This is a genomic window from Micromonospora sp. NBS 11-29 (assembly GCF_002140155.1).
GTDB lineage: Bacteria > Actinomycetota > Actinomycetes > Mycobacteriales > Micromonosporaceae > Micromonospora.
On the sequence record NZ_NAPR01000024.1, the window covers coordinates 1 to 22,123 of the forward strand.

Annotated in this window: 6 protein-coding genes and 2 pseudogenes; all 8 read left to right on the forward strand. The window is 73.8% G+C overall.

Going from position 1 to position 22,123, the window contains the following annotated elements; translation table 11 throughout:
• Window positions 1-115: 115 nt before the first annotated feature.
• The 8 genes and pseudogenes from B1205_RS30425 (at window position 116) to B1205_RS33615 (ending at window position 22,074) form a co-directional block, all read left to right on the forward strand.
• The gene (locus B1205_RS30425) at window positions 116-7,666 is read left to right on the forward strand and encodes an SDR family NAD(P)-dependent oxidoreductase (RefSeq protein ID WP_441338559.1); all 7,551 of its coding nucleotides are present in this window, start codon (window positions 116-118) and stop codon (window positions 7,664-7,666) included.
• 57 nt (window positions 7,667-7,723) lie between these two features.
• Window positions 7,724-9,337: an aspartate aminotransferase family protein gene (locus tag B1205_RS30430; RefSeq protein ID WP_441338560.1), complete on the forward strand. Its 1,614-nt coding sequence runs from the start codon at window positions 7,724-7,726 to the stop codon at window positions 9,335-9,337.
• A gap of 11 nt (window positions 9,338-9,348) precedes the next feature.
• A complete protein-coding gene (locus B1205_RS30435; protein WP_254910192.1) occupies window positions 9,349-10,476 on the forward strand; it encodes a hypothetical protein in 1,128 nt (375 codons plus the stop codon).
• Window positions 10,477-10,624: 148 nt separating this feature from the next.
• Window positions 10,625-12,043 (forward strand): MFS transporter, encoded by a 1,419-nt coding sequence (locus B1205_RS25450; RefSeq protein WP_254910193.1) that lies wholly within the window; start codon window positions 10,625-10,627, stop codon window positions 12,041-12,043.
• 206 nt (window positions 12,044-12,249) lie between these two features.
• Window positions 12,250-13,443: an acyl-CoA dehydrogenase family protein gene (locus tag B1205_RS25455; protein WP_089157920.1), complete on the forward strand. Its 1,194-nt coding sequence runs from the start codon at window positions 12,250-12,252 to the stop codon at window positions 13,441-13,443.
• Window positions 13,444-13,839: 396 nt separating this feature from the next.
• Window positions 13,840-19,359 (forward strand): annotated as a pseudogene (locus B1205_RS25460) (type I polyketide synthase); the annotation flags it as partial.
• Between the two features lie 156 nt (window positions 19,360-19,515).
• Window positions 19,516-21,381, forward strand: a pseudogene (locus B1205_RS33610) (type I polyketide synthase); the annotation flags it as partial.
• Between the two features lie 345 nt (window positions 21,382-21,726).
• Window positions 21,727-22,074, forward strand: a complete 348-nt coding sequence (locus B1205_RS33615) for an acyl carrier protein (RefSeq protein WP_441338561.1) — start codon at window positions 21,727-21,729, stop codon at window positions 22,072-22,074.
• The last annotated feature ends 49 nt before the right edge of the window (window positions 22,075-22,123 follow it).

Sequence of the window (22,123 nt, forward strand, 5' to 3'; positions counted from 1 at the left end):
CACGCCCACCCTCACCGACCTGCCCACCTACCCCTTCCAACACCAGCCCTACTGGCTGCCGGAGTTGCCGTCGGGCGACGTCGTGTCGGCCGGGCAGGTGGCCGCGAGCCATCCGATGCTGGACGCGGTGGTCCGGGTCGCCGACGCCGACGAGGTGGTGTTCACCGGCCGGCTCTCGGCGCGCACGCACGCCTGGCTGACCGAGCACCAGCTCGGCGGCCGGGCGCTGGTGCCGGGCACCGCGTTGCTCGACATGGCCATCTGGGCCGGTGACGAGGTCGGCTGCTCCGGCGTCGCCGAGATGGTCGTCCTCACCCCGCTGGTCCTCCCCGTCACCGGCGGGGTCCGGGTCCAGGTCGTGGTGCGCGAGCCGCGGGACTCCGGGGACCGGCCGTTCGCGATCCACTCCTGCCGGGAGGACGACACGGGCGTCGAGGAGTGGACCTGTCACGCCACCGGTCGGCTGTCCTCGGTGGCCGCCGAGCCGGATTTCGAGCTGGTCCAGTGGCCCCCGGCCGGTGCCGAGCCGATGGCCACCGACGGTTTCTACGACCGGCTGGCCGATGGGGGCTACGTCTACGGCCCGGTGTTCCGCGGACTGCACACGTTGTGGCGTCGGGAGGGCTCCGCCGGCAGCGAGTTCTTCGCCGAGGTGGCCCTGCCGGAGCGCACCGACACCACCGGGTTCGGCATCCATCCGGCGCTGTTCGACGCCGCCATCCACCCGCGCGTGGTCGCTGCCATCGCCGACGCGGGCGACGACTTCACGCTGCTGCTCCCGTTCGCCTGGCACGGCATCAACCTCTACGCCACCGGCGCCTCCGCGCTGCGGGTCCGGGTCGTTCTCGGCGACGAGGCCGAGGGCGGCACCTCCTGCCAGGTGCAGCTCGCCGACGAGGCCGGCCGACCCGTCGCCGAGGTGCGGTCGGTGGAGGCCCGTCCGGTCGCCGACCAGCCAGCCGCGCGACCCGCGACGGCCGGTCAGTTGTTCGGCGTGGACTGGACGCCGGTCGAGGTGGCCCCCGCCGAACCCACCGGTGAGTGGGTCCTGCTCGGCGACCCGGACCGGACGCTCGGCGACCTGCCCGGGCGGCCGCGCCGGGCGACCCTGGCCGACGCCGCCGACGCCGACGTCCTGGTCGCCGTCCGCGCCGCGCCGACGGACGGCGACGTCGTCGAGTCGATGCACCACGAGGTCGCCGCGACGCTGGATCTGCTGCAGGGCTGGCTCGCCGACGACCGGCCGGGCCGCCTCCTGGTCCTCACGCGGGAGGCGGTGACGCCCGTGGACGGCGTCGCCACCGACCTGGTGGGCGCCGCGGTCTGGGGTCTGCTGCGGTCCGCGCAGGCGGAGCACCCGGGTCGGATCGTGCTGGCGGACGTCGACGACGATCCCGCCTCGCTCGCGGTGCTGCCCGCGGTGCTAACGGCGGGCCACGACCAGGTCGCGGTGCGGGCCGGCGTGGTGAACGTGCCGAGGCTGTCCGCGCGTACCGAGCCGGACAGCGAGGTGCAGCGCCCGGACCCGGACGGCACCGTCCTGGTCACCGGCGGCACGGGTGCGCTCGGTGCGCTGTTCGCCCGGCACCTGGTCACCGAGTACGGCGTGCGGCACCTGGTGCTGACCAGCCGCCGGGGTCCCGACGCCCCCGGCGCCGATGATCTGGCCCGTGACCTCACCGCGCTCGGCGCCACCGTCCGGATCGTGGCCTGCGACGTGGCCGAGCGGGCCGCGCTCGCGTCGGTGCTCGACTCGATCCAGGCGCCGCATCCGCTGACCGGCGTGGTGCACACCGCCGGCGTCATCGACGACGGCATCGTCANACTGACCCCCGACCGGGTCACCTCCGTGTTGAGCCCGAAGGCCGACGCCGCCTGGCACCTGCACGAGCTGACCAGCGACCAGCCGCTCGCGCTGTTCGTGCTCTTCTCCTCGCTGGCCGGCACGCTGGGCAACGCGGGCCAGGCCAACTACGCGGCGGCCAACCACTTCCTCGACGCGCTCGCCGGCTACCGTCGCGCCCGCGGCCTGCCGGCCGTGTCGCTGGGGTGGGGCCTCTGGTCGGTGGCGGGCGGCATGCAGGCCGCGGTCACCGACGACGGTTCCGGCGCGCTGCGCCGTTCGGGCCTGCGACCCCTGGATCCAGAGGCCGGGACGGCGCTGTTCGACCGGGCGCTGAGTGCCGGGGAGCCGGTGCTGCTGCCGGTCCACCTCGACCTGCGCGCCCTGCGGGCGGAGTCGGGCACGGTGCCGCCGATGCTGCGCGCCCTGGCCGGCCGCCCGTCCCGCCGGGTGGTCCGGCAGGGCGTCACCGACCAGCGTTCCCTGGCCGACCGGCTGGCGGCGCTGCCCGCACACGACCGCCTGGAACACGTCACCGACCTGGTCCGCGCCGAGGTGGCCGCCGTGCTGCGGTACGCACCGGGCGAGCGGGTCAACGAGAACGTGCCGCTGCGCGACCTGGGGTTCGATTCGCTGACCGCCGTCGAGCTGCGCAACCAGCTCTCCGAGGCCACCGGTCTGGTGCTGCCACCCGGCCTGGTCTTCGACTATCCGACCGTGACCGCGCTGGCCGGGCACCTGTTGTCCGAACTCGGCGGCGAACTGGCGACGACGACCGCCACCGTCGCCGCGGCGGTGCCGGGACCCGGCGGCGACCACGATCCCGTGGTCATCGTCGGGATGGCGTGCCGGTTCCCCGGCGGGGCGAGCACGCCGGAGCAGCTGTGGCGGGTGGTCGCCGACGAGGTGGACGCGATCTCCGACCTGCCCCGCGACCGAGGCTGGGACATCGACCGACTCTGGGATCCCGACCCGGACAAGCCCGGCACGTTCTACCCGCGGGCGGGTGGGTTCGTCTACGACGCCGCCGAGTTCGACGCCGGCTTCTTCGGCATCTCGCCCCGCGAGGCGCTCGCCCTGGATCCGCAGCAGCGGCTGCTGCTGGAGACGTCCTGGGAAGCGCTGGAGAGCGGCGGGATCGACCCGCAGACGTTGCGGGGCAGCGACACCGGCGTCTTCGCCGGGCTGACCGCGCAGGAGTACGGCAGTGGTGCCGACGGCTTGGAGAAGAGCGCCGAGGGCTACCTGCTGACCGGTTCCACGCCGTCCTTCGGCTCCGGCCGGATCTCCTACGTCCTCGGGCTCGAAGGTCCGACGATGTCCATCGACACCGCGTGCTCGTCTGCGCTGGTGGCACTGCACCTCGCCGCCAACGCGGTACGCAGCGGGGAGTGTGGCCTCGCCCTCGCGGGCGGCGCCACGGTGATGGCCCAGCCCATCGGGTTCATCGAGTTCTCCCGGCAGCGCACCCTGGCACCCGACAGCCGGTCCAAGGCGTTCGCCGAGGGCGCGGACGGCACCGGCTGGTCCGAGGGTGTCGGCGTGTTCGTGCTGGAGCGGCTCTCCGACGCCCGGCGCCACGGCCACCCGGTGCTCGCGGTCGTCCGGGGCAGTGCGGTCAACTCCGACGGCGCGTCGAACGGCCTCACCGCGCCGAGCGGCCCGTCCCAGCAGCGGGTCATCCGGCAGGCCCTGGCCAACGCCGGCATCACCCCGACCGAGGTGGACCTGCTCGAGGCGCACGGCACCGGAACCCGGCTCGGCGACCCGATCGAGGCGCAGGCGCTGCTGGCGACGTACGGCCGGGAACGTCCGGCGGACCGCCCGCTGCACCTGGGGTCCATCAAGTCGAACATCGGGCACACCCAGCACGCGGCCGGCGCCGGCGGACTGATCAAGGCGATCATGGCGATCCGGCACGGCCTGTTGCCGAAGACCCTGCACGCCGACCAGCCGACGACCGCCGTCGACTGGTCGTCGGGCGCACTTCGACTGCTGACCGAGGCCCGCGCGTGGCCGGAGGTCGACGGGCCGCGTCGGGCCGCGGTGTCCGCGTTCGGGATGAGCGGCACCAATGCCCACGTGATCCTGGAGCAGGCCCCCAAGGAGCCGGTCCGTACGTCCGCGCCGGACGAGGTGCGCCTTCCGGTGATCCCGTGGGTGCTGTCGGCCAAGTCGCCGCAGGCGCTGCGGGCACAGGCCGCCGGCCTGCTGTCCGTGCTGGCGGAGGAGACCGCGCCGCGCCCGCTGGACGTCGGCTTCACGCTGGCGGGCCGGTCGGTGTTCGACCACCGCGCGGTGCTGGTCACCGGCGGCGGATCCGCGGCGCTCGCCGGTCTGCGGCAGATCGCCGAGAGCGAGTCGCCGGCGGCCGGGGACGGCCGGACCGCGTACGTGTTCGGTGGCGACGGCGGCGGTGAGCTGCACGACGAGCTGCTCGCGGCGTCGCCGGTGTACGCGGGGGCGTTCGAGGAGACCGTGGCCCGGCTCGGCGACGTACCGGACGTGACCGTGGTCGCCGCCGAGGTGGCGCTGTTCCGCCTGCTGGAGGCCTGGGGCGTCGGTTTCGGCTGCGTGGCGGGCAGCGGGCTCGGCGAGGTCGCCGCCGCCTACGTCGCCGGCGCCCTTTCGCCGGCCGACGTCGCCCGGGTGCTGACGCAGGGGGAGCGGGCCGAGGTGGACCTCGGCGAGGGCCGGTTCCCGGTCGTCTCGCTGCGCACCGGCGGTCCGCTCGGCGCGGGTGACCCGATCGGCCTGGCGGGGTCCGCCGGGGCCGAGGCCGCCGCGCGGTGGATGGCCGAGCAGCGCGTGACCCGGTTCGCCGAGTCGGGTCGGCAACGGCTGCTGCCGACCTCGGTGCGACTGCGGGAGACCGGCCGGCCGGCGCTGCGCCGCGTGCTCGAGGCGGTCGGCGAGCTGTTCGTCGCCGGCGCGGCCGTCGACTGGACGGCGGTCTTCGTGAACACCGGCGCGGTCCGTACCCCGCTGCCCACCTATCCGTTCCAGCGCGAGCGGTACTGGGCCGCCTCCGGCGACAGCGGCCGGGCCGACGATGACCGGCGTACCACCGGGCACGCCCTGCTCGGCGTGGCGGTGGCGGTGGCGGGCCGGGACGAGTTGGTGTTCACCGGTCGGCTGTCGCTCGACACCGATCCCTGGCTGGCGGACCATGTTGTGGCGGACGTACCGGTGCTGTCCGGTGCGGCCCTGGTCGACCTGGTCGTCCGGGCCGGCGACTCGACCGCCTGCCCGGTGCTGACCGACCTCACGGTCACCGCCCCGCTCGTGGTGCCCGTTCAGGACGCCGTCGAGGTGCAGGTCGTCGTCGGCGCTCCCGGCGAGGCCGGCCGGCGGTCGGTGGGCGTCTACAGCCGGGCCGACGTCGTCGGCGAGAGCGACGTGCTGCGGGAGTGGACCAGTCACGCCACCGGGACGCTCGCGCCGGCCGCCCCGGACGACGCCGGTGACCCGGCGGCTGAGTTCGCCCAGTGGCCGCCGACCGGCGCCCGCGCCGTGGACTGGAGCTACGAGGACCTCGCGGCCACCGGCCACCGGTACGGCCCGGTGTTCCAGGGCCTACGGTCGGTGCTGCGCCGAGGGGACGAGTGGTTCGCCGAGGTCCGGTTGCCGGAACCGGCGACGACCGACCTCGGCCGGTTCGGCATCCACCCGGCACTGCTGGAAGCCGCCGTGCAGCCGCTGCTGATCGACGCCCCCGACGGCACGCCGGACGGTGCCGCCGCGATGCTGCCGCTGTCCTGGGAGGGCGTGGTCCTGCACGCCACCGAGGCGGCCGTGCTGCGGGTGCGCCTCTCCCCGGCCGGTGACGACGGGTTCCGGCTCGACGCGGTGGACGAGGCCGGACTGCCGGTCCTGACCGCCGGGGCGGTCCGGCTGCTCCCGGCGCGGCTGGCCACGGACGGCGCCCCGCCGCCCCCGCCGCCGGGCGCGGCATCGCTGTTCACCCTGCGGTGGGTGCCGGTGGAGCCGGTGGACGAGGAGGAACCGGAGAGCCTGCTGGCCCTGCTCGGCGACGGCGTCGGCGACCTCGCCGAGGTGGCGCCGTTGCGGTTCGGCGACGTCAAGGAGGCGGTGACCTCGTTCACGCCCTGGGACGTGCTGCTCCTCCGTCCTTCCGGGCCGGAGACGACCGGTGACCAGGTGGCCGCCGTGCACCGCGCGGTGGAGCAGGCCCTCGACGTGGCCCAGTCCTGGCTGGCCCAGGAGGACCTGCCGGATCAGCGCCTGGTCGTGGTGACCAGGCAGGCGGTGGCCGTCGCACCGGACGACGACGTCCTCGACCCGGCCGGCGCCGCCGTGCGGGGACTGCTGCGCTCGGCGCAGGCGGAGAATCCCGACCGGATCGTGCTCGTCGACCTGGACGACGATCCGGCCTCGGCTGATCTGCTCTTCACGGTGGCGCAGACCCGTGAGCCCGAGCTGGCGGTCCGGGCCGGCCGGTTGCTCGCGCCCCGGCTGGAGCCGTCGGACCTGGGCACGGGCGTTCCGCCGGTGCCGGCGAGCGGCGGCACGGTGCTGGTCACCGGTGCCGACGGGGCACTGGGCGCCCTGATCGCCCGGCATCTGGTCACCGCGTACGGTGTCGAGCACCTGCTCCTCACCCACCCGAGGGGGGCCGACCCGGCCGCCGCCCGGCTGCGGGACGACCTGACCGGTCTCGGCGCGACGGCGACGGTGGTCCCGTGCGACCTCGCCGACCGGGAGGCCGTGCGGGCGTTGCTCGCCGGCGTACCGGCGGAGCGCCCGTTGACCGGCGTCGTGCACACCGAGAACGTCCTGAACGACGGCGTGTTCACCGCGCTGACCCGCGAGCGGGTCGCCGACGTGCTGCGGCCCAAGGTGGACGGTGGGTGGCACCTGCACGAGCTGACCGCCGACGCCCCGCTCACGTTGTTCGTGCTGTTCTCGTCCGTGGTCGGCATGCTCGGCAGTCCCGGCCAGGCCAACTTCGCCTCGGCCAACGCCTGGCTGGACGCGCTGGCGGCGCGGCGACGGTCCGCGGGTCTGCCCGCGGTGTCGCTGGCCTGGGGCCGGATGGTCGAGGGGGGACAGGCGGGACTGCGCGTGATCGCCGGGGACGAGGCGTGTGAGCTGTTCGACGCCGCGCTCTCCACCGGGTACGCCGTGGTCGCCCCGGCCCCGCTCGACCTGGCCGCGCTGGCCCGCGACGCCGCCTCGGTCCCGACGATCCTGCGCGGGATGGTGCCGCGCGCCGCGCGCCGTCGGGCCGGCGCCGACCGGCCCGCTGACCGGTTCGCCGCGATGACGGTGGCCGAGGCCGAGGCGTACCTGCGCGGCCTGGTGCGGGCCGAGGCGGCGGCGGTGCTCGGTCACGCCACGCCGGAGAGCGTGCAGTGGGAGACGTCGTTCCGGGACGCGGGTTTCGACTCGCTCTCCGCCGTGCAACTGCGCAACCGCCTGGCCGAGCAGACCGGTCTCTCGCTGCCGACCACGCTCGTCTTCGACTACGCGTCGCCGGTGGCGTTGGTCGAGCACCTGCTGGAGCGGCTCGACCTGACCGACGGGGTCAGCCGGCAGGTCGCCCTGACCGAACTGGACAAGCTCGAGGCGGTCCTGATGGCCGTCCCGATCGACCAGGGGAACGACGGGTCACCGGGTGGCGCGGAGATCGCCGACCGGTTGGCCGCCATCCTCGCCCGCTGGAACAAGGCCTGGGCTCCCGCCCGGTCCGGCGAGGCCGGCGCCACGACCGGCGACGACCTGGCCGACGCGACCGAGAGCGAGGTCCTCGACTTCATCGACCGCGAACTCGGCCGGTCCTCCGCATATCCGAACCGCTGACCGTAAGGAGACATGGTGAACGCACCCGCCCGGTACACCGAGGCGTTCCTCACCGGAATGCTCGGCACCTTCGGCCTGGACGTCGAGTACGTCCGGGCGGAGAAGAACACCCTGTACCACCTGGACGGCGACGGCGCTGAGGTGCCGGTGCTGGACCTGCTCGGCGGCTGGGGCTCACTGATGCTCGGGCACAACCACCCGGAGATCGTGGCGTACGGCAAGAAGCTGCTCGACGACGGCTGGCCGGTGCACTCCCAGCACTCCGCCCACCCGTTGGCGGACCGGGTCGGTGCGGTGCTGAACGAGATCCTCGGGCGGGAGTTCCCCGGCACCGAGCCCTATTCGGTGATCTTCGCCAACACCGGGGCGGAGGCCGTCGAGGCGGCTGTCAAGCACTGCGAGTTCGACCGCGTCCTGCGGATGAAGAGCCTCTTCGAGGAGATCGAGTGGAACGCCCACGTGGCGGCGACCGCCGTCGCGTCCGGTGCGGCGTCGCTGCCGGACGACACGTCCCTCGTGCCGGGCGACGTGCCGGCGCCGACGACCGCTGAGGAGTTCGCGGCGCTGCTCGGCGCGGTGGCGCAGCACAACGTGTCGCGGGCGGGGGTCGCCCCGGTCTTCTTCGCGCTGGAGCGCGCGTTCCACGGCAAGCTCGTCGGCAGCACCCAGTTCACGTTCAACCAGGCGTTCCGCGGGGCGTTCACCGCGCTCGGGCCGCAGGTGCACTTCGTGTCGCCGGACGATGCGGAGGCGTTCGCGGCCGCCGCGGCCGAGCACCGGCTCACCGTGCTCGACGTACAGGTGGTCGACGGCAGGGTGACGCTCGTCGAGCGGGACTTCCCCGTCTTCGGCGGACTGATCGTGGAGCCGATCCAGGGTGAGGGCGGCATCCGCGAGCTGACCGCCGACTTCGTCACCCGGCTCCGGCAGATCTGCGACGAGATCGGCTGCCCGATCGTGGTGGACGAGATCCAGAGCGGGATGGGCCGGACGGGCAAGTTCTTCGCCGGGGCCCACATCGGGCTGGCCGGCGACCTCATCGTGCTGGGCAAGTCTCTCGGCGGCGGCATCGCCAAGAGCTCGGCGATGCTGGTGCGGCAGTCGCGCTACCGCCCGGAGTTCGAGCTCGTGCACAGCTCGACGTTCGCGAAGGACGGTTTCTCCACGGCCATCGCGCTGCGCACGCTGGAACTGCTCGAAGCGGAGGGGGGCGCTGCCTACGACCGGGCCGCCGAGCGGGGCGAGCGCGTGCTCGGCATGCTGCGTGAGCTGGCCGCCGAGTACCCCGACGTGGTGGCCGACGTCCGCGGCAGAGGGCTGCTCATCGGCTTGGAGTTCGCCGACCAGAGCAATGCCTCCTCGCCGGTCATCCGGGAGAAGGCGCAGGCCGGGCTGCTCGTCTTCCAACTCGGCAGCTATCTGCACCTGGTGCACCGGATCCGTACCGGTCCGACCGCGAGNACCAGATGCGCACCGGCCTTCGCCAGGTCTGCGAGATCCTGCGCAACCAGGACGCGTTGCCGCTGGTGGCTCCGCTGGCCGGCGTGTCGCCGCAGCAGTTGCCCCGCGCGGAGATCCGGGACTTCCGGCCCGCTGGGGCCGACGCGGCCACGTCGGCGGCGCCGGCCGCACCGGCGACCCGCAAGGTGGGCCTGGTCGCGTACCCGTTGACTCCGGACGCGTTGCGGGACCTCGACCCGTCACTGGCCGACCTGGGCGACGATCACCTGCTCGGCTACGCCCGGCGCAACGAGCTGCTGAAGGACCTGCCCACCGCGGCGCCCGTCCGCGTCGACTCGCCGGAGGGCACGTCGGTCGACGTCACCGTCTATCCCCTGCTGGTCACCCCGCAGCAGCTGCGGGAATACCAGGTCTCCGGGCAGACCTTCCTGATCGCGCTCGACCTCGACCGTCGGGTCCGCGCGGCCAGGGCGGACGGCTGCGACACGATCGGCCTCGGGTTCGGCCTGGGCGGGGTGAGCGGTCACGGTGCCGTCCTCCGGGTGCCCGGGGTGACGGTGACCGCGGGCAGCGCGCTTGCGGTCGGGTCCGCGCTCGCCACCGCGCGGCAGGCCGCACCCGGCGCGTCGACGTTGGCGGTGGTCGGCGGCGGCGGGCGCGTCGGCTCGGCCCTCGCCGCGCTCAGCGTGGGGGACGTCGAGAAGATCGTCCTGGTCGGGAGCGGGCGGCCGGATGCCGCCGAGCGGTTGCGGGCGGCGGAGCATCGGATCTACCAGGAGGCGCTGTCGTTGATCGCGGCCGGCGGCGAGCTGACCGGGATCGCGGCGGCGCTGGCTGCCGAGCCGCCCGTGGCACGGTGGCTGGCCGAGGGGCGCTCCGGGGAGCAGCCGAGCGCCGAGGCCGTCGCCGCGCACCTGCACGAGACCTACGGCAGCAGCCCGTTCGTCGTCGCGACCGACGACCTTCAGCCGGTACGCCAGGCCCAGCTGGTGTTCTCGGCCCATTCGAGCCCGGTTCCCGTGCTCGACGAAAAGTACCTGGCCGATGGTGCGGTGGTCTGTGACCTGTCCTTTTTCGGGACGGGCGCGGAATCCGCCAAAGTCACCTCCCGCGACGATTTACGGTACGTCCGCGGCGGGCTACTCTGCGTGCAAGACGGCAAATCGGTATTGTCGGATGTGAATGCCTGGCTTAGCCGTGGCGAACTGCTGGCAGGCGCGGTCGAGCCGATCGTCATCGCGTTGTCCGGCAGCGATGGAGCTGCGGACGGCGGTCCCCTTACTCGTCGGCGGGTGGACACCGTCGTCGACCTGGCAAGGCGGCACGGCTTCGAGCCGGTCGCCTCCTGACGACCGCCGGCACATGTTTGTCGGGCCATCACCCGATGGCCCGGTCCCACCAACAGAGGGTAAGTAAATGTCAGAATCGACGGATCTTGGGTCCACGGTGGCGGCGGGGGGCTCGCCCGACCGCAATTACGTCAACCGCTGGAAGATCTTGGCGGTCATCGGTATCGCCCAGCTGACGATCTTCCTGGACACCACAGTCGTCAACATCGCGCTCCCGTCCGCGCAGGCGGATCTCGGCTTCGGCGACGGGGACCGGCAGTGGGTCATCACCGCCTACGCGCTCGCCTTCGGCAGCCTGCTGCTGCTCGGCGGCCGGATCGTCGACCTCATCGGGGCCAAGCGGTCGCTCATCATCTCGATCGCCGGCTTCGGCATCATGTCCGTCCTGGGTGGCGCGGCCAACGGATTCGCCATGTTGATCACGGCTCGGGCGCTCCAGGGCGCCTTCGCCGCCCTCGTGGCACCCGCGGCGCTGTCGTTCCTTCTGACCGCGTTCAAGGATCCGAAGGAGCGGGTCAAGGCCTTCGGCGTCTACGGCGCACTCGGCAGCGGTGGGCTCACGCTCGGCCTGATCCTCGGCGGCGTGCTGACCGACTGGCTCGACTGGCGCTGGTGCCTGTACGTCAACGTGTTCTTCACCGCGGCCGTGTTCCTGGGTGCGTTGGCGACGATGCAGAACCAGCGGGCCGAGCAGCGTCCCGAGAAGCTCGACCTGCCGGGCACGATCACCGCTTCGGTGGGCCTGTTCTGCCTGGTCTACGGCTTCTCCAACGCGGCCGAGGGTGAGTGGGGCGACCCCGACGTCTGGGGCTTCCTGGTCGCGGCCGTGGTGCTGCTGGTGGTGTTCGTGATCCTCGAACAGCGCATCGCCAACCCGCTGCTGCCGATCCGGATCGTGCTGCACCGCAACCGGGCCAGCGCGTACCTGTCCATGTTCCTGCTGGGCATCGGCCTGTTCGTGCAGTTCCTGTTCCTGACCTACTTCCTGCAGCTGATCCTGGAGTTCTCGGCGATCCAGAGCGGTCTGGCGTTCCTGCCCATGATCGTGGGCATCGCCATCGGCGCGACCACCATCCCGCCGGCGCTGGAGCCGAAGCTGGGCGCGCGGATCCTGATCCCCGCCGGCCTGGTGCTGGCGGCAGGGGGCTCGTTCTGGCTCAGCCGCCTCTCCACCGACAGTTCCTACGTCGGCAGTGTCATGTTCCCGACCTTCATCGCGGGCATCGGCTTCGGGCTCGTGGTCGCGCTCGGTGCCGCGGTGGCCACGGTCGGGGTCCGGACTGAGGACGCGGGTGCGGCATCGGCGCTGGTCAACACCGTGCAGCAGGTGGGTGGCTCGATCGGCACCGCCCTGCTGAGCACCCTGGCGGTCACCGCTGCGGACAACTACATCAAGGGCAAGACCCCCGGCCCGCAGTTGGTCGCCGAGGCCGCCGTGGAGAGCTACACGACCGCGTTCTTCTGGGGCGCGGTGGTGTTCCTCATCGGTGCGGTCATCTGCGGCGTGATGTTCGACCGTCACGCCAAGGCGCAGGACGGGGAGGGCGGGCCGGTCATCGCCGGCTGATCCGTCCCGTCACGGGCTGATCCGTCCGTTCGCACGCTGACCGGCCGCCGGCTGGTACTGGTTCCCCGGTACCAGCCGGCGGTCGGTTTTTGGTTTCCGGAGCGCTGGTTTGCGTTGGCCGGAAGGGATTGACTCGACCGCGAGACGCGGTGCGGTGGAGCCCTCCCCGTCAGGGGTCGGCCTACGACCCAAACAAGGAGGAAGTCGTGACAGCACTGGCCAGTGAGCAGGAGGTCCAGTCGGCGGTCGATCCTGCCGAGCTGGTGGCGCGTGCCCGCGCGCTCGCTCCGCTGATCCGCGAGCACGCGGTGAAGACCGAGCAGGACCGCCGGCTCGCGGAGGAAGTCGTGGTCGCGTTGCGTGAGGCGGGGCTGTTCCGGCTCACCACGCCGACCCGGTTCGGCGGGTACGACCTGCGTATGCCGGACCTTGTGGAGATCATCTACGAGGTCGGCAAGGCGTGTGGGTCGGCCGGCTGGAACCTGTCCATCGACACGGCATCGACCCGGTTCGCGCTCAACGCGCTGCCCGAGACGGCGATCGCGGAGATGTTCGAGGGCAACCCCGACGCGTACGTCATCTCCACCGCCCACCTCACCACCACGAAGGCGTACCGCACCGAGGGCGGCTTCAAGGTGTCGGGCACGTTCCCGTGGAGCTCCGGCTGCGAGATCGCGGACTGGGCCTACATCCCCGTGGTGCACGTCTACGAGGGCGAGGAGCAGACCACCGACCTCGTCGGCGCGGTCGTCCCGATGAGCGACCTCAAGATCGAGCGGACCTGGCACTCGGCCGGCCTGGCCGGTTCGGGCACCCACACGGCGATCGCCGAGGACGTCTTCGTCCCGGACCGCCTGGCGGTGCCGTTCAGCCTCACCGACCTGGTCGGCGAGGACGAGCGGGACTCCATGCTCATCCAGGGCAGCCTGCAGTCGCTGGCCGCGATCGTGGGCGCGGCGCAGGGCGCGGTCGAGGTCACCCGGGAAATCCTCGCCAAGGGGCGGCCGATCACCTACGTCAACTACGCCGCGGCCTCCGACGCGCCGTCGGTGCAGATGGCGTTCGCCGAGGCCTCCCACCTCATCGAGACCGCCCGCCTGCACCTGTTCGAGGTGGCCAAGAAGCTCGACGGCGTGCCGGAGACGGCTCCGATGCCGTGGCTGGACCGGGCGCGGCTGCGCATGCACGAGAAGTCCGCCCAGGAGAAGTCGCGGGCCGGCGTGGAGAAGCTGCTGGACGCCGTCGGCGGCAGCGCCTTCGCCCTGTCCAACCCGTTGCAGCGTCTCTGGCGTGACATCTCGGTGATGAGCCGCCACAACGCCTTGAACGCGCCGATCATCCTCGAGGACTACGGCCGCGCGGTGCTCGACATCCACCCCTCGGTGACGCTGCTCTACTAGGGACTGTCTTCGCGGGGACTGGTCGGCCCTTCGGCGGGCCCGGACGACGGCCGGCGGCGTTGCCTTGCCGGATCGCCGCCCGGGCTCCGCCTCGGCTCGACCAGCCCCGCNCGGCCACCAAACGTGTCCGGACGAACCCGGGCCCGGCCGGGTCGCCACCCGGAATCCGCCTACGCTCGACCGTCCTGATCGATCGATCGCCGGGCGCGATCGGAGTCGACGCATCGGTGCCGCTCGGTGGTCGAATTGACGCGACCATCCAGCGACGGCGATGCGTCTTTCCGCTTTGGCATTCGTCCCCCTCATTCCGCGACTGGTGTCGGCCACCAGGATCGCCCACGCATTATGGGCCCGTGAGACAAGCCGTCCCGGCAGCCCGCGTTGTTGAGTGAGAACATGAGACAGATAGCCGTGGTCGGGTTGGCTTGTCGTCTACCCGGGGCCGACGACGGCCGGGCGTTCTGGCATTTGCTGCGAGACGGTGCCGATGCCGTCGACGAAGCTCCCGAGGGCCGGTGGAACGACGCCGAACTCCCGCATCGGCGCGGCGGATTCCTGGACGACATCGAACGCTTCGACGCGGCGTTCTTCGGCATCTCGCCGCGCGAGGCGGCTGCCATGGATCCGCAGCAGCGCCTGGTGCTCGAACTGGCCTGGGAGGCGCTCGAGGACGCGCGGATCGTCCCCGCGACGCTCGCCGGCGGCGACACCGGGGTGTTCGTCGGCGTCATGTGGGACGACTACGCCGCGCTCCAGGACCGGCTCGGCGTGCCCGGGATCGGCCGGCACACGATGACCGGCACCCGACGCGCCATCATCGCCAACCGGGTGTCATACCACCTCGGCCTGCGCGGGCCGAGCATCGCGGTGGACACCGCGCAGTCCTCCTCGCTTGTCGCGGTGCAGTTGGCGTGCGAGAGCCTGCGTCGGGGTGAGTGCTCGACGGCCATCGCCGGTGGCGTGAACCTCAACATCCTCGCCGAGACGACGCTCGGCGCGGTCCGCTTTGGCGGTCTCTCACCGGAGGGCCGGTGCCACACCTTCGACGCCGGGGCCGACGGCTTCGTGCGGGGTGAGGGCGGAGGGGTCGTCGTGCTCAAGCCGCTGGCCGACGCGCTCGCCGACGGGGACGACGTCTACTGCGTGATCGACGGCGGCGCCGTGAACAACGACGGCGCGGGGGAGGGCGAGCACAGCGGGCTCACCGTGCCGAGCGCGTCCGCGCAGGAGGAGGTCCTGCGGGAGGCGTACCGGCGGGCCGGCGTCGCACCGGCGGACGTGCAGTACGTGGAACTGCACGGCAGCGGCACGAAGGTCGGCGACCCGATCGAGGCCGCCGCGCTGGGTGCCGCCCTGGGCCGGGCCCGGCAGCCGGAGCAGTCACTGCGGGTGGGATCGGTCAAGACCAACATCGGCCACCTGGAGGGCGCCGGCGGCATCGCCGGGCTGCTGAAGGTGGCCCTGAGCATCCGGCACCGGCTGTTGCCGCCGAGCCTGCACTTCGTGTCGCCGCCGCCCGAGATCCCGCTGGAGGAACTCGGGCTGCGGGTGCAGACGGAGCTGACCGAGTGGCCGCATCCGGACCGGCCACTGGTGGCCGGCGTCAGCTCGTTCGGCATGGGTGGCACCAACTGTCACCTCGTGGTCACCGAGCCGCCGGCACCGGCCACCGCACCGGCCACCGCACCGGCCGACCGGTCCGCGACCGGTACGCCGGCCTGGCCGCTCGCCGGGCGTACCGTCGAGGCGCTGCGCGCCCAGGCGGCGCGGTTGGTGTCGTTCCTGGACGGCGACGACGTCCCGGCGGCCGACGTCGCCCTCTCCCTGGCCACCACCCGCACCGCCTTCCGGCACCGCGCCGTCGTCGTCGGTGCGGACGGCGCCGACCTGCGACAGCGACTTGCGCGATTCGCCGCCGGCGAGACCGTCGCCGGTGTGGTCGAGGGGCAGGCCACGGCGACCGGCAAGGTGGTGTTCGTCTTCCCCGGCCAGGGCGCGCAGTGGGCGGGTATGGCGGTCGGCCTGCTGGACGCCGTGCCGGAGTTCGCCGAGTCGATCCGGGAGTGTGAGGAGGCGTTCGCACCGCACGTCGACTGGTCGCTGCGTGAGGTGCTGCGGGACGCGGCCGCGCTGGAGCGGGTGGACGTCGTCCAGCCCGCGCTGTTCGCCGTCATGGTGTCGCTGGCCCGGCTGTGGCGGTCGTGCGGCGTCGAACCGGACGCGGTCGTCGGCCACAGCCAGGGCGAGATCGCCGCCGCCTGCGTCGCGGGTGCGCTGTCGCTCCGGGACGCCGCCCGGGTGGTGGCCCTGCGCAGCCAGGCTCTCCCGGAGTTGTCCGGCCGGGGCGGGATGCTCTCGGTGCTGCGGCCGGCCGCCGAGGTCCGGGAGCGGATCGCCGAGTGGGACGGCGCGATCTCCGTCGCGGCGGTCAACGGCCCCACGACGGTCGTGCTCTCCGGCGACCGGGACGCGCTCGACGAGCTGGTCGAGCGGTGGACGGCGGACGGCGTCGAGACGCGGCGGATCGCGGTCGACTACGCGTCGCACTCCGCCCACGTGGAGCTGATCCGGGACCGCCTGCACACCGTGCTGGACGGCCTCCGGCCGGTGTCCTCGTCGGTGCCGCTCTACTCGACCGTGACCGGCGGCCCGCTGGACACCGCCACGCTCGACGCCGGCTACTGGTACCGCAACCTGCGCCACACCGTCGAGTTGGAACAGGCGACCACCGCGTTGGTGCGCGACGGGCACACGGTGTTCGTCGAGTGCAGCCCGCATCCGGTCCTGCTTCCCGCGCTGCGGGACACGCTGGAGCAGGCCGGGGTCGAGGCCGGCGTGGTCACCGGTTCGCTGCGTCGCGACCAGGGCGGGCCGGAGCGGTTCCTCGCGTCCCTGGCCGAGCTGCACGTGCGCGGCGTCGAGGTGAACTGGTCGCGTGTGTGGAGCCTGCGGGGCGCCCGGACGGTGAGCCTGCCCACGTACGCCTTCCAGCGGGAGCGGCACTGGCTGACCGGCGCCCCCGCCCGTACCGCCGTGGCGCCGACCCCACCGGTCGACACCGCGCCGGAGACCCGGGTCGCCGCCCCGGCCGCCCCCGAGATGCTCGGGCTGGTGCGCTCCACCCTCGCGGTCGTGCTCGGTCACGCCGAAGCCGGCGCGGTCGATCCGAGCACGACCTTCAAGGACCTCGGCGTCGACTCGTTGTCCGCCGTCGAGCTGCGGGACCGGCTGACGGCGGCGACCGGGCTCACCCTGCCGGCCGGTGTGCTGTTCGGTCACCCGACCCCGGCGCGGCTCGCCGACCACCTGCGTACGCTTTCCTCGGGCGGCGTCGACGAGCCCGCCGGTGTCACCGTCGACGTCACCACCGACGAGCCGATCGCGATCGTCGGCATGGCCTGTCGGCTCCCCGGTGGCGTCGCCTCCCCGGAGGAACTGTGGCAGCTGGTGCTGGACGGCACCGACGCCATCTCCGACTTCCCGGACAACCGCGGTTGGGACCTCGACCGGCTCTACGACCCCGACCCGACCACGCCGGGCACCTCATCCACCCGGCGCGGGGGCTTCCTCCACGACGCCGACCAGTTCGACGCGGAGTTCTTCGGCATCTCGCCGCGCGAGGCGGCGGCCATGGACCCGCAGCAGCGGCTGCTGCTGGAGACGTCGTGGGAGGCGCTGGAACGGGCCGGCATCGACCCCGCCGGCCGCCGCGGTACGTCCGTGGGCGTCTTCGTCGGTGCCATGGCGCAGGACTACGGCCCGCGCCTGCACGCCGCGCACGCCGAGTCCGACGGCTACCGACTGACCGGGAGCACGATCAGCGTCGCGTCCGGCCGGATCGCCTACACCCTCGGCCTGCAGGGCCCCGCCGTCACGGTGGACACGGCGTGCTCGTCGTCGCTGGTGGCCCTGCACCTCGCCGCGCAGGCGCTGCGCGGCGGCGAGTGTTCCCTGGCGCTCGCGGGCGGCGTCGCGGTGATGTCCTCCCCGGGCATGTTCGTCGAGTTCAGCCGCCAGCGCGGGCTGGCCCCCGACGGCCGGTGCAAGGCGTTCTCCGCCGCCGCCGACGGCACCGGGTGGGCCGAGGGCGCGGGCATCGTCGTGCTGGAGCGGCTGTCGGACGCGCGGCGTCACGGGCACCGGGTGCTGGCCGTGGTACGCGGCAGCGCCATCAACCAGGACGGCGCCTCGAACGGGCTCACCGCGCCGAACGGGGTGGCCCAGGAGCGGGTGATCCGCCGGGCGCTCGCCGGCGCGCGGATGTCGACGGCCGACGTCGACGTGGTCGAGGCGCACGGGACCGGAACCACCCTCGGCGACCCGATCGAGGCCGAGGCGCTGGCAGCCACCTACGGCCGGGGCCGGGAGCCGGGTCGCCCGCTGCTGCTGGGCTCGCTGAAGTCCAACGTCGGCCACACCCAGGCCGCCGCCGGGGTCGCGGGCGTGATCAAGATGGTGCAGGCGTTGCGGCACGGCGTGGTGCCGCCGACGTTGCACGCCGAGGTGCCGAGCCCGCACGTCGACTGGACGGCCGGCGCCCTGGAACTGGTGACCGAGGCACAGCCGTGGCCGGACACCGGTCGGGCGCGCCGGGCGGCGGTCTCCTCGTTCGGGATCAGCGGCACCAACGCGCACCTGATCCTGGAGCAGGCGCCACCGTCCGCTCCCGAGCCGCGGACGGACCCCGCGCCGACCGGCCGGCCGCTGCCGTGGGTGCTCTCCGCCGCCGCCGAGGATGCCCTGACCACCCAGGCCACCGCCCTGCTGTCCTTCCTCGACGCGCGTCCGGCACTCGACGGGCCTCCCACTGCCGCTCTCGCGGACATCGGGGCCGCACTGGCCGCCGCCCGGTCCGGCCTGCCGCACCGGGCCGTGGTCGTCGGCGCCGACCTGCCCGCGCTGCGCGCCGGTCTGCGCTCGCTCGCCGCCGGCGCCGAGGCGCCCGGCGTGGTGCGTGGCACCGCCCGGGAGGCGGGCCCGGTGGTCTTCGTCTTCCCCGGGCAGGGCTCGCAGTGGGCGGGGATGGCGGTCGAACTGCTGGACGCCTTCCCGGTCTTCGCCGAGACGATGCGCGCCTGTGCCGACGCGCTCGCCCCGCATGTGGACTGGGACCTGTTCGAGGTGCTGGGCGACGGCGCCGCGCTGGAACGGGTGGACGTGGTGCAGCCCGCGCTGTTCGCGGTGATGGTGTCCCTGGCCGCCCTGTGGCGGTCCCACGGGATCGAACCGGACGCCGTCGTCGGGCACTCGCAGGGGGAGATCGCCGCCGCCTGCGTCGCGGGGGCGCTCGACCTGGCGGACGCGGCCAAGGTGGTCGCGTTGCGCAGCAAGGCCGTCCTGGCGCTCTCCGGCGCCGGCGGGATGATCTCGGTCGCGTTGTCCGAGGAAGAGGCAGCCGCCCGCCTGCGCCGCTGGGACGGCCGGCTCTCGGTGGCGGTCGTCAACGGTCCCGGAGCGGTCGTGGTCGCGGGTGACCTGGACGCGTTGGAGGAACTCGTCGCGGCGTGCGAGAGCGACCAGGTGCGCGTCAAGCGCCTCCCGGTGGACTACGCGTCGCACTCGGCGCAGGTGGAGCGGCTCGCGGACGAGTTGGCCACGGTGCTGACCGGGCTGAGCCCCCGACCGGCGACGATCCCGTTCTACTCGACGGTGACCGCCGGTCCGCTGGACACCCGGGCCCTCGACAGCGACTACTGGTACCGCAACCTGCGGGGGCAGGTCCGGTTCGCCGAGACCGTCGCCGTGCTGGCGGAGCGGGGGCACTCGGTCTTCGTCGAGGTCAGCCCGCATCCGGTGCTCAAGGCGGCGGTGGAGGACGTGGTGGAGCAGGCGGTCGCCGTCGGCTCCCTGCGCCGCGACGACGGCGGCCCGCTGCGCTTCCTGACGTCACTGGCCGAGGCGTACGTCGGCGGGGTCAGCCCGGACTGGTCGGCTGTCTTCCCCGGCGCCCGGCCGGCGGACATCCCCACGACGGTGTTCCGCCGACGGCGTTACTGGCTCGACCCCGCGCCGGCGGGCGACGCCACGGACGTGACCGCCGCGGGACTGGACGCGGCGGACCACCCGCTGCTCGGTGCCGTGGTGGAGCTGCCGGACTCCGGTGGCCTGGTGCTCACCGGGCAGTTGTCCCGACAGGCGCAGCCGTGGCTGACCGACCACGGCGTCGGCGACGTGGTGCTGGTGCCCGGCGCCCTCTTCGTCGAGCTGGCGATCCGGGCCGGCGACGAGGTGGGCTGTGCCGAGGTGGCGGAGCTCACCTGTGAGGTGCCGCTGCCACTGCCGCCGCAGGGCGGCGTCGCGGTGCGGGTCACCGTCGGCGAGCCGGACGCGCCCGGTCACCGCGAGATTGCGATCCACGCCCGCCCGGCGGACGGCTCGGGCGGGTGGACCCGGCACGCGAGCGGAGTGCTCACCCCGGGCCGGGCCGGTACGTTCGACCTGAGCGAGTGGCCGCCACCGGGTGCGGTGCCGGTGGAGTGGGACGGCGGCTACGACCGCTGGACCGCGCTCGGCTACCACTACGGCCCCTTCTTCCAGGGGCTGCGCTCCTGGTGGCGACGGGGCGTGGACATCTTCGCCGAGGTCGCGTTGCCGCCCGGCGCCGAGGCCGACGCGAGCCGGTTCGGGCTGCATCCCACGCTGCTGGACGCCGCCCTGCACCCCGCGGTCGCCGAGGGCGAGCAGTGCCGCCTGCCGTTCTCCTGGCAGGGCGTGTCGCTGTGGGCGACCGGGGCGTCCGCGCTGCGGGTGTGGATCTCACCGGACGGCGCCGACGGCTTCTCGGTGCGGCTCGCCGACGGCACCGGCGCCCCGGTCGCCGCCGTGGAGTCGCTGGTGCTGCGTCCGGTGCCGGCCGACGCGCCGATCGGCGGGCCGCCCGACGCCCTTTACCGGGTGGACTGGGTCGAGGCGAGCGCGCCGCGTACCACGGACGGCCCGCGGCCGTGGGCGGTGGTCGGCGACCGAGGGCTCGGCCTCGGCGTACCGGTGTACGCCGGGCTCGGCGCGTTGGCCGCCGCCGGCCCCGTGCCCGAGGTGGTGATCACCGAGCTGACCGGGGAGCCTACCTCGGACGGGGTGCACGCGCTCGCCGGTCGGGCGCTGCGACTGATCCAGGAGTGGCTCGCCGACGAGCGGTTCGCCGGGTCGCGCCTGATGCTCGTCACCCGGGAGGCGGCGGTCGTGGAGCCGGCCGGGGCGGACCTCGCCGGGGTGGCCGGCGCCGCGGTCTGGGGCATGGTGCGGACGGCGCAGCGTGAGCACCCGGACCGGTTCGTCGTGGTGGACCTCGACGAACCGGATCGGCAGGACGGCCCGGACGGCGCGGAAACCTCGGTCGCGGCCCTGCGGGCCGCGCTCGACACCGGGGAGCCGCAGGTCGCCGTCCGCAAGGGCCGGCCGTTGGTGCCCCGGCTCGCCCGGGTCACCGGCCCGCGGGCCACGCCACCGGACCTCGGCACGGGCACCGTGCTGGTCACCGGCGCCACCGGCACCCTCGGCGCGCTGTTCGCCCGGCACCTGGTCTCCCAATACGGGGTACGCCACCTGCTGCTGGCCAGCAGGCGCGGCCCGGACGCCCCGGGCGCGGCGGAACTCGCCGCCGAGTTGACCGCGCTCGGCGCGACGGTCACGGTGGCCGCCTGCGACACCGCCGACCGGGAGGCACTGGCCACGCTGCTCGGGTCGATCCCGACCGACCACCCGCTGACCGGGGTGGTGCACGCCGCCGGGCTGCTCGACGACAGCGTGCTGGAGGCGATGCGACCGGACCAGCTCGACCGGGTCCTGCGGCCCAAGGCCGACGCCGCGCTCCACCTGCACGAGCTGACCCGGGACCGCGATCTGGCGATGTTCGTGCTGTTCTCCTCGGTCGCCGGGATCCTCGGGTTGCCGGGGCAGGCCAACTACGCCGCCGCCAACGCCTTCCTCGACGCCGTCGCCCAGCACCGCGCCGCACGGGGCCTGCCGGCCGTCTCGCTCGCCTGGGGGCTGTGGGCACAGGCCAGCGGCATGACCGGCCACCTCGACGACGCGGACCTGGGTCGGATGCGGCGGGCCGGCCTGGCCCCGCTGTCCTCGACGGAGGGCCTCGCCCTCTTCGATGCCGCGGTCGCCGGCGGGGAGGCCCTGCTCGTACCGGCGCGGCTGGAACCGGCCGCGATCCGGGCGCTGGGCGCGGTGCCGGCGCTGCTGCGCGGGGTGGTCCGTGACCGCGTCCGCCGGGCGGAGGCCGCCGGCGGGCCGGCGGGCGGTACCGCGTCACTCGCCGAATCCCTGGCTCGGATGTCGGCCGCGGATCGCGCGGAGGCCCTGCTCGGCCTGGTCCGCGAGCACACCGCCACCGTGTTGGCGCACGGCGCATCAGACTCGGTGGACGTCGAGCGCACCTTCAAGGAACTCGGGTTCGACTCGCTGACCTCGGTCGACCTGCGCAACCGGCTGAGCGCGGCGACCGGGCTGCGGTTGCGGGCCACGCTCGTGTTCGACTACCCGACCCCGTCGGCGCTCGGCGCCCACCTCGCCGCCGTGCTCGGCCCGGCCGAGCCGTCGCCCGCCCCGGCCGAGCCGCCGGTGNGGCTGGCTCTGGACGAGCTCTTCGACCTCATCGACGGCGAACTCGGCACATCCTGACGGAGGCTCTGTGAACAACGAAGACAAGCTGGTCGAGTATCTCAAGCGG